General features: G+C 52.3%; 7 protein-coding genes and 2 tRNA genes. 2 read left to right on the forward strand and 7 right to left on the reverse strand.

Annotation, left to right across the window (positions count from 1 at the left end):
• The first annotated feature begins 38 nt into the window (after nucleotides 1-38).
• A complete protein-coding gene (locus A7090_RS10625; protein WP_105274004.1) occupies nucleotides 39-1,919 on the forward strand; it encodes a rhomboid family intramembrane serine protease in 1,881 nt (626 codons plus the stop codon).
• A 77-nt stretch (nucleotides 1,920-1,996) separates the two neighbouring features.
• Here the strand turns inward: A7090_RS10625 and lnt are convergent, their stop codons facing one another.
• From lnt to miaB, 5 genes are all read right to left on the reverse strand, one after another.
• On the reverse strand, nucleotides 1,997-3,535 hold the full coding sequence (gene lnt, locus A7090_RS10630) for an apolipoprotein N-acyltransferase (RefSeq protein ID WP_105274005.1): 1,539 nt from the start codon (nucleotides 3,533-3,535) through the stop codon (nucleotides 1,997-1,999).
• Nucleotides 3,536-3,559: 24 nt separating this feature from the next.
• Complete coding sequence (gene corC, locus A7090_RS10635; RefSeq protein ID WP_105274006.1) at nucleotides 3,560-4,438, reverse strand: CNNM family magnesium/cobalt transport protein CorC; 879 nt, start codon at nucleotides 4,436-4,438, stop codon at nucleotides 3,560-3,562.
• Nucleotides 4,439-4,527: 89 nt separating this feature from the next.
• A complete protein-coding gene (ybeY, locus tag A7090_RS10640) occupies nucleotides 4,528-4,995 on the reverse strand; it encodes an rRNA maturation RNase YbeY (protein ID WP_105274007.1) in 468 nt (155 codons plus the stop codon).
• Nucleotides 4,992-6,032, reverse strand: a complete 1,041-nt coding sequence (locus A7090_RS10645) for a PhoH family protein (RefSeq protein WP_198599580.1) — start codon at nucleotides 6,030-6,032, stop codon at nucleotides 4,992-4,994. Before A7090_RS10645 ends, ybeY begins: the two co-directional genes overlap by 4 nt.
• A gap of 289 nt (nucleotides 6,033-6,321) precedes the next feature.
• Nucleotides 6,322-7,746 carry a tRNA (N6-isopentenyl adenosine(37)-C2)-methylthiotransferase MiaB gene (miaB, locus tag A7090_RS10650; protein ID WP_105274009.1) on the reverse strand — a complete coding sequence of 475 codons (1,425 nt, stop codon included), beginning with the start codon at nucleotides 7,744-7,746 and terminating at the stop codon, nucleotides 6,322-6,324.
• Nucleotides 7,747-7,891: 145 nt separating this feature from the next.
• Here miaB and ubiF point away from each other — a divergent pair, with 145 nt between their 5' ends.
• Nucleotides 7,892-9,067 (forward strand): 3-demethoxyubiquinol 3-hydroxylase, encoded by a 1,176-nt coding sequence (gene ubiF, locus A7090_RS10655; RefSeq protein WP_105274010.1) that lies wholly within the window; start codon nucleotides 7,892-7,894, stop codon nucleotides 9,065-9,067.
• Between the two features lie 152 nt (nucleotides 9,068-9,219).
• On the opposite strand, the gene A7090_RS10660 is transcribed toward ubiF, so the two are convergent.
• Together A7090_RS10660 and A7090_RS10665 are read right to left on the reverse strand one after the other, a co-directional pair.
• Nucleotides 9,220-9,294, reverse strand: a tRNA-Gln gene (locus A7090_RS10660).
• 48 nt (nucleotides 9,295-9,342) lie between these two features.
• A tRNA-Met gene (locus A7090_RS10665) sits at nucleotides 9,343-9,419 on the reverse strand.
• Nucleotide 9,420: the final 1 nt, after the last annotated feature.

A 9,420-nucleotide genomic window follows, 5' to 3' on the forward strand; every position in this document is an offset into this window, starting at 1 on the left:
AATGCTTTTTACCTGTCTTTTCAAGGAAGAAACACCTTATGTCTGCATCTTCGGCTAAGTCGTTAAATGTTCAATTACCCGCAATAACCCTTATCCTTTTTGTTTTTTGCATAGGGATGTTTTGTTATCTCGCACAATGGATGAGTTATGAAGAAGTTGATCAATCTGCACTTATCCATCTCGGCGCTAACGTTGCGCCTCTTACTTTGTCGGGTGAACCCTGGCGCTTATTGAGCAGTATCTTTCTGCACAGCAGTGTTTCTCATTTGCTGATGAATATGTTTGCGCTCCTGGTCGTGGGAGGATTCGCTGAACGAATTCTGGGAAAATGGCGACTCCTGATTGTCTGGTTATTCTCCGGCGTCTTTGGTGGGCTAATCAGCGCCTGTTATGCGTTACGCGAAAGTGAGCAGATTGTCATCAGTGTTGGGGCATCGGGTGCCATTATGGGAATTGCGGGTGCTACGATAGTCGTCCAGCTTGCTTCAGCTGCGGGAACACATCATGAAAACCAGCGGCGAGTGTTATTTTCTTTGTTGGGTATGGTGGCGCTGACGCTACTGTATGGCACCCGGCAAACAGGAATCGATAACGCTTGCCACCTTGGCGGCCTGATTGCGGGGGGCGCGTTGGGTTGGCTGAGTGCGCGTTTATCTGGGCAAAATCGGCTTGTTATGGAAGGCGGGATTATTGTTGCGGGTAGTCTTCTACTGACCGGGGCTATCTGGCTTGCGCAGCAGCAAATTGATGATTCAGTTTTACAGGTCAGGCAAAGCCTGCGTGAAGAGTTTTATCCGCAGGAGATTGAACAAGAGCGACGGCAAAAAAAGCAGCAGTTAGCGAAGGAACGCAATGCACTCAAAGAAACATTACCCGCTCCGGTAAGTCGTGAACAGGCCAGTGGTGATTTGCTCGCTGAGATTGCCGATATCCATGATATGGCGATCAGTCGGGATGGTAATACGTTGTATGCCGCTATTGAAAACACAAACAGCATTGTCGTTTACGATCTCGCACAAAAGAAAATTCTGCATACTTTTACAGCGCCTATAGCGAAAGAAAAATCAGCCAAACATTGTGGAGGCTGTAAAGATCAGGGCGTCAGATCGCTGGCGTTAAGCCCGGATGAAAAGTTGCTTTATGCGACTTCATTTGAAGCGAATGCGTTAACTGTCATTAACGTGGCGACGGGGGAGATTATTCAGTCGATTACCACCGGTGCACATCCTGACAGCCTTATCCTCTCGCGTGATGGCACAAAAGCCTGGGTGATGAATAGCACCAGTAATAGTGTGTCAGCCATTGATCTGGTGGCTTATCAGCATGTGGTGGATATCCCGCTGGAGAAATACGACGGGACGGGGACGAGCAATAAGCCTGGCGCCTGGGTTATGGCACTTTCACCGGATGAAAAAACATTGTTGATACCCGGTATGGTCAGAGGTGACATTGTACGCATCAATACCATCACGCAACAGAAAGAAGACTTTCCCACCGGTAATGCGCGTGGCGTAGTTTCTGCGATGGGATTCCGACCAGAAAATGGCGAGGTTATTTTTGCCGACAGCCAGGGGATTTCACGTATAAGAGTTGGGGATCAACAAGCCAGCATTATGACGCAATGGTGTAGCAGGAACATCTATTCCGTTGAGGGTATTAGCCCGGACGGTCAGTATTTAGCGTTGGTGTCATATGGCCTGCAAGGTTATGTCATCCTGCTCAATATTAATGCCGGGCAGATTATTGGCGTTTATCCTGCCAGCTACGTTAATCACCTTCGTTTTTCAGCGGATGGTAGAAAGATATTTGTTATGGCGAAGAACGGATTAATCCAAATGGACAGGACGCTCTCGCTTGATCCGCAGGCAATTATTCGTCATCCCCAATATGGCAATGTAGCTTGTATCCCTGAAGCGTAAGAAAAAGGGGCATGATAATCACGCCCCACAGCTCAATGAGAAAGTACGTTTTGTTCATGCCGGATACATCAGGCACATCAACGTTTACGTGCTCGCAGGCTCATCAGTACAGCAGCAAAACCAAATAGTGCCGTCAGTACCCACAGCGGCCAGTTGCCGGTACGTGCGTACGGTGTGAGTCCGGTGGTCGGTGTCACATTAGTGGTCAACACCTCGCGGGTGAATTGTGGGATCATCGCCTGAATTTCACCCTGCGGGCCAATCACCGCCGTAATGCCGTTGTTGGTGCTACGCAGTAACGGGCGCGCCAGCTCCAGTGCACGCATTCGCGCCATCTGGAAATGCTGCCACGGGCCGATAGATTTACCAAACCACGCATCGTTAGAGATGGTCAGTAGATAATTGGTATCCGGACGGAAGTTATCGCGCACCTGCTCGCCGAGAATGATCTCGTAACAAATGGCCGCAGTAAGCTGAATGTCGTTTACTGACAGTGGTGGCTGGATATATGGTCCACGGCTGAATGACGACATCGGCAGATCAAAGAACGGCGCTAACGGACGCAGAATCGACTCCAGCGGGACAAACTCGCCAAACGGCACCAGATGGTTTTTGTTATAGCGATCGGCTGATTCGTAGCTGTACGGCGCACCTTTACCCAGCGTGATAATGGTGTTGTAGGTATCGTAGCGGTTCTGCTTATTGAGACGCGCATCGACAATCCCGGTTACCAGCGAGCTACCTTTCTCACGCAGCACGCCGTCCAGCTCTTTGAGGAACGGTTGCTGATTAATTTCCAGATCGGTTATCGCCGACTCCGGCCAGATGATCAGCGACGATTTACCCATCAGCGGTGCCGTCGCGTTGTAGTAAATCTTCAGCGTATTAAGAAGCTGTCCTTCATCCCACTTCAGCGATTGCGGAATATCACCCTGCACCATCGAAACCTGAATGGTTTTCTCTGGTTGTGGGGTAAACCACTGGATGTAACGTAGCGGGAAGGGGAGGGCAAACAGCACAATTGCCACCCCCAATGGACGCCAGTTGCGTTTCACCAGCGCCAGTGCCAGCAGGCCGCTTACCATCATCAGCAGGAAGTTAATGGCTTCCACGCCCATTATCGGTGCCAGCCCTTTTAACGGGCCGTCAATCTGGCTATAGCCGAACTGTAACCACGGGAAGCCTGTCAGTACCCAACCGCGCAGAAACTCGGTCACTTGCCAGAGGGCAGGGGCGGCAATCGCCACGCGTAGCCAGGTAGTTTTCGGCCACAGTCGCGACAGCACGCCAGCAAACAGTCCGGTATACAGCGACAGATACGCCGCCAGCAGTATCACCAGGAAGATGTTAACCGGGCCTGGCATTCCACCAAAAGTCGCGATGCTGACATAGACCCAGTTAATACCGCTACCAAAGAGACCAAATCCCCAGCAGAAGCCAATAGCGGCAGACTGGAGTGGACGGCGGTTAAAGGTCAACGCCTGAAGCCCCATCAGCGAAATAATCGCCGCAGGCCAGACGTCATAAGGAGAGAAGGCCAGCGTTCCGCAGGCACCGAATAATAACGCCAGCAGCAGGCGAATGCGCTGGCGTTCAATTAATGAGGCAAAAGCCATGTAGTTATCTATCCAGTTTCGGTTTTATTCATCCAGTTTTGGCTGGGGTGAGTCATCCGGGATTTTGACATGAACCTGAATAATACGCCGACTGTCGGCCATCGCCACTTTGAACTGGTAGCCGTCGATGTCGATGGCTTCGCCACGCGCCGGAAGATGCCCAAACGCCTGCATCACCAGACCACCGATGGTGTCGACCTCTTCATCGCTAAAGTGGGTGCCGAATGCTTCGTTGAAATCTTCAATGGAAGCCAGTGCACGCACGGTCCAGGTATGGCGACTCAGCTGACGGAAGTCGATATCATCTTCTTCGTCATACTCGTCTTCAATCTCACCAACAATCAGTTCCAGGATATCTTCAATGGTTACCAGACCGGAAACCCCACCGAATTCGTCAATGACGATCGCCATGTGGTAACGCTGAGAGCGAAACTCTTTCAGCATCCGGTCTACGCGCTTACTTTCAGGAACGACAACTGCCTGACGTAACACTTTTTCCATGCTGAAGGCTTCGGCATCGCTACGCATAAACGGCAGCAAATCTTTCGCCATCAGAATCCCTTCAATGTGATCTTTGTCTTCGCTAATCACCGGGAAACGTGAGTGGGCAGACTCGATGATAACATCAAGGCATTCGTCCAACGTCTGGTTGCGTTTCAGGGTAATCATCTGGGAGCGGGGGATCATGATGTCGCGAACGCGTTGGTCTGCGATGTCCATCACCCCTTCGAGCATATCGCGCGTATCTTCGTCGATAAGGTCGTTCTGCCCGGAATCACGGATCAGCGCCAGCAGTTCGTCACGGTTTTTCGGTTCACCGTGGAAAAGTTGGCTGAGTAACAGGGAGAAAAATCCCTTCTTGTTGCTTATCGTGTCACTACTGTGTGAATTGTCGTCGCTCATGGCGTCGTATGGGTTCTCATGTTAGTTAATCAAAACGCCGTCGTTAATCACCAACGGCGGGGGTGTCTGCCAGTTAAACACCTGGCAAATTATTCTTTCTCGGCAATGTACGGATCCTCATAGCCCAGAGCAAGCATAATCTCTGTTTCGAGGGCTTCCATCTCTTCTGCTTCATCATCTTCGATGTGATCGTAACCTAACAAATGCAGACTGCCGTGCACCACCATATGCGCCCAGTGCGCCTCCAGCGGTTTGCCTTGCTCCTGCGCTTCCTGCTCCACGACCTGACGACAGATAACCAGATCGCCCAGCAGCGGCATTTCCATGCCCGGTGGTGCTTCAAACGGGAAGGAGAGCACGTTGGTCGGCTTATCCTTACCGCGATAGGTCAGATTAAGATTGTGGCTTTCGGCGGTATCGACCACGCGAATGGTCACTTCCGATTCCTCCTGAAACTGCGGGATCACCGCATTCAACCATGTCTGAAACTGGCTCTCTTCCGGCAATCCGGCGTTATCTTCACATGCCAGTTGTAAATCGAGGATCACCTGACTCATTTTTGTTCCTGTTCTTCGCGCTTGCGTTCTGCCGCCAGCGCCGCTTTACGTTTTTGTTCGGCTTCTTCCCAGGCTTCATAGGCGTTAACGATACGCGCCACCACCGGGTGACGAACCACATCTTCGCTGTGGAAGAAGTTAAAGCTGATCTCTTCGACATCTGCCAGCACTTCGACGGCATGACGCAAACCAGACTTGGTATTACGCGGCAGGTCGATTTGTGTCACGTCGCCGGTGATAACCGCTTTTGAGTTAAAACCGATACGGGTCAGGAACATCTTCATCTGTTCGATGGTGGTGTTCTGGCTCTCGTCAAGAATAATAAAAGCATCGTTCAGCGTACGACCGCGCATATAGGCCAGCGGCGCGACTTCAATAACGTTACGCTCGATCAGCTTCTCGACTTTCTCAAAGCCGAGCATTTCAAACAGCGCGTCGTACAGCGGGCGTAGATATGGGTCCACTTTCTGACTTAAATCGCCGGGCAGGAAGCCCAGCTTCTCACCGGCTTCTACCGCCGGACGGGTCAGCAGAATACGACGAATTTCCTGACGCTCCAGCGCATCAACTGCCGCCGCTACCGCCAGGTAGGTTTTACCCGTACCCGCCGGGCCAACGCCGAAGGTAATGTCATGGTCGAGAATATTAGCGATATATTGCGCCTGGTTTGGCGTGCGCGGCTTGATTACGCCGCGTTTGGTCTTGATATTGACTGCTTTGCCGTACTCCGGCACGCTCTCCGCGCTTTGTTCCAGCACGCGCGCTTCTTTAATCGCAAGGTGGATCTGTTCCGGTTCGATATCCTGAATCTGACCACGCATCGGGGCAGTATCGACATACAGGCTGCGCAGAATGTCTGCCGCAGCGGTGACGCAAATCGGACGGCCAGTCAATTTAAAGTGGTTATCGCGGCGATTGATTTCGATGCCGAGACGGCGTTCGAGCTGTTTGATGTTGTCATCAAACGGGCCGCACAGGCTCAACAGACGCGCGTTGTCTGCTGGCTCCAGGGTGATTTCGCGAGTGTCTATGTTCAAACCGTTCCTCTTATCTGTATGCCGCCGGAAGCTGAACATTCACCGGCCTGTAAGGAAATTATTCACGCCACAGGAAAAAGGCGCAAGCATTGCGATAAAGATGGGGATAAAGAGAGAAAAAACAAGGCCCACCGGAACGGTGGGCCAGTGATTATTGACGAAGCACGCATTGTCCAGCCTACAAATTCAATATATTGCAGGAATCATGTAGGCCTGATAAGCGTAGCGCATCAGGCAATTTGGCGTTTGTCGTCAGTCTCAAAACTTACCGAAACGGTGGGCCTGAGAATTACGGCTGATAATAACCTACGCCAAGGTCGTTTTCTTTGCGAGTACGGGCAATAACTGATTCCGGGGTTTCTGCCACGCGCAGACCCATTTCATCTTCAGTACGCACCACTTTACCGCGCAAAGAGTTCGGGTAAACGTCGGTAATTTCCACATCGACGAATTTACCGATCATATCCGGCGTGCCTTCGAAGTTAACCACGCGGTTATTTTCAGTACGACCGGAAAGTTCCATGATGCTCTTACGCGAAGTCCCTTCTACCAGAATACGCTGGGTGGTGCCGAGCATCCGGCGGCTCCATGCCATCGCTTGCTGATTAATGCGTTCTTGCAGAATATACAGACGCTGCTTTTTCTCTTCTTCCGGAACATCATCAACCATATCGGCGGCTGGCGTACCCGGACGCGCGGAGAAGATAAAGCTGTAGCTCATGTCGAAATTGACGTCGGCAATCAGCTTCATCGTTTTCTCGAAGTCTTCGGTGGTTTCGCCAGGGAAGCCAACGATGAAGTCAGAACTGATCTGAATATCCGGACGCGCGGCACGCAGTTTACGGATGATCGCTTTGTACTCCAGCGCCGTGTGGGTACGGCCCATCAGGTTCAGAATGCGATCGGAACCGCTCTGTACCGGCAGATGCAGGAAACTCACCAGTTCCGGCGTATCGCGGTACACTTCGATGATATCGTCGGTGAATTCGATCGGATGGCTGGTGGTAAAGCGAATACGATCGATCCCGTCGATCGCAGCAACCAGACGCAGCAGATCGGCAAACGATCCGGTGGTGCCGTCGTAGTTCTCACCACGCCAGGCGTTCACGTTCTGACCGAGCAGGTTGACTTCACGCACGCCCTGCGCGGCGAGCTGGGCAATCTCAAACAGAATATCGTCGGACGGACGGCTGACCTCTTCACCACGAGTGTAAGGCACCACGCAGTAGGTGCAATATTTATTGCAGCCTTCCATGATGGAGACAAACGCGGTCGGCCCTTCGGCACGCGGTTCCGGCAGGCGGTCGAACTTCTCGATTTCCGGGAAGCTGATATCCACCACCGGGCTTCGGTTACCGCGCACGGAGTTAATCATCTCCGGCAGGCGGTGCAGCGTTTGCGGCCCAAAAATAATATCGACATAATGGGCGCGTTGACGTATGTGCTCGCCTTCCTGCGATGCCACGCAGCCGCCGACGCCGATAATCAGGTCTGGATTCTTCTCTTTTAACAGTTTCCAGCGACCTAACTGATGGAAGACTTTTTCCTGAGCCTTCTCGCGGATTGAGCAGGTGTTCAGCAGCAGCACATCCGCTTCTTCTGCCACGTCGGTCAGTTGATAGCCGTGGGTGGCATCCAGCAGATCGGCCATCTTCGATGAATCGTACTCGTTCATCTGACAGCCCCAGGTTTTAATATGGAGTTTTTTGGTCATCGACTTGCTCTTGCGAAATAGTAGCCAGGAATGCAGGGCGCATAGTGTAATGCTTTGCTGCCGTTGTGACCAGTATGAGCGTTATCAGCCCTTGGGGGTAAAAATCCTGTAAACTTAAAGCATATTGCTAACAGGATGATTGACCATGACAAATCAACCAACGGAAATTGCCATTGTCGGCGGAGGAATGGTCGGCAGCGCACTGGCGCTGGGACTGGCACAGCACGGATTTACGGTAACGGTTATCGAACATGCCCAACCTGCGCCGTTTGTCGCTGACAGCCAGCCGGACGTGCGGATCTCGGCGATCAGCGCGGCTTCGGTATCATTGCTTAAAGGTTTAGGCGTCTGGGATGTAGTACAGGCTATGCGTTGCCATCCTTACCGCAGACTGGAAACCTGGGAGTGGGAAACGGCGCATGTGGTATTTGACGCCGCTGAACTTAAGTTACCGTTGCTTGGCTATATGGTGGAAAATACTGTCCTGCAACAGGCGCTGTGGCAGGCGCTGGAAGCGCACCCGAAAGTAACGTTACGTGTGCCAGGTTCGCTGATTGCGCTGCGTTGCCAGAATGGTCTTCAGGAGCTGGAACTGAAGGGGGGCGAAGTGATCCGCGCGAAGCTGGTAATTGGTGCTGACGGGGCAAATTCGCAGGTGCGGCAAATGGCGGGAATTGGCGTTCATGCCTGGCAGTATGCGCAGTCGTGTATGTTGATTAGCGTACAGTGTGAAAACGATCCCGGCGACAGCACATGGCAGCAGTTTACCCCGGACGGTCCACGTGCGTTTTTGCCGCTGTTTGATAACCGGGCATCGCTGGTGTGGTATGACTCTCCGGCGCGTATTCGCCAGTTGCAGAATATGAATATGGCGCAGCTACAGGACGAAATTGCGAAGCATTTCCCGTCGCGTCTTGGGTACGTGACGCCGCTTGCCGCAGGTGCGTTTCCGCTGACGCGCCGCCATGCTTTGCAGTATGTGCAACCAGGGCTGGCGCTGGTAGGTGATGCGGCGCACACTATACATCCGCTGGCGGGGCAGGGGGTGAATCTTGGCTATCGCGATGTCGATGCCCTGATTGATGTTCTGGTGAATGCCCGTAGCTATGGTGAGGACTGGGCCAGTTACCCTGTCCTCAAGCGTTACCAGATGCGGCGCATGGCAGATAACTTCATTATGCAAAGCGGTATGGATTTGTTTTATGCCGGATTCAGCAATAATCTGCCACCACTGCGTTTTATGCGTAATCTCGGGTTAATGGCGGCAGAGCGTGCTGGCGTGTTGAAACGTCAGGCGCTGAAATATGCGTTAGGGTTGTAGCCTCACAACATGCCGGATGCATGCCAACCGTAGGTCGGATAAGACGCGCCAGCGTCGCATCCGACTTCGTAGGGTAAGGCGTGCCAACATCGCATTCGACATTGAATATACGCAGAAAAACAAAAAGCTCGCCGAAGCGAGCTTTTTTAATGTGGCTGGGGTACGAGGATTCGAACCTCGGAATGCCGGAATCAGAATCCGGTGCCTTACCGCTTGGCGATACCCCAACAAATTGGTTTTTGAATTTGCCGAACTTATTCGGCACATTCATAATTTGGTGGCTACGACGGGATTCGAACCTGTGACCCCATCATTATGAGTGATGTGCTCTAACCAACTGAGCTACGTAGCCA

Source organism: Escherichia sp. MOD1-EC7003 (genome assembly GCF_002965065.1).
Lineage (GTDB): Bacteria > Pseudomonadota > Gammaproteobacteria > Enterobacterales > Enterobacteriaceae > Escherichia.

Excerpts from the sequence above, each read along its gene's own strand:
- ybeY (WP_105274007.1), bottom strand. The coding sequence starts at position 4,995 with ATGAGTCAGGTGATCCTCGATTTACAACTGGCATGTGAAGATAACGCC.
- lnt (WP_105274005.1), bottom strand. The coding sequence starts at position 3,535 with ATGGCTTTTGCCTCATTAATTGAACGCCAGCGCATTCGCCTGCTGCTG.
- A7090_RS10625 (WP_105274004.1), top strand. The coding sequence starts at position 39 with ATGTCTGCATCTTCGGCTAAGTCGTTAAATGTTCAATTACCCGCAATA.
- corC (WP_105274006.1), bottom strand. The coding sequence starts at position 4,438 with ATGAGCGACGACAATTCACACAGTAGTGACACGATAAGCAACAAGAAG.
- ubiF (WP_105274010.1), top strand. The coding sequence starts at position 7,892 with ATGACAAATCAACCAACGGAAATTGCCATTGTCGGCGGAGGAATGGTC.
- miaB (WP_105274009.1), bottom strand. The coding sequence starts at position 7,746 with ATGACCAAAAAACTCCATATTAAAACCTGGGGCTGTCAGATGAACGAG.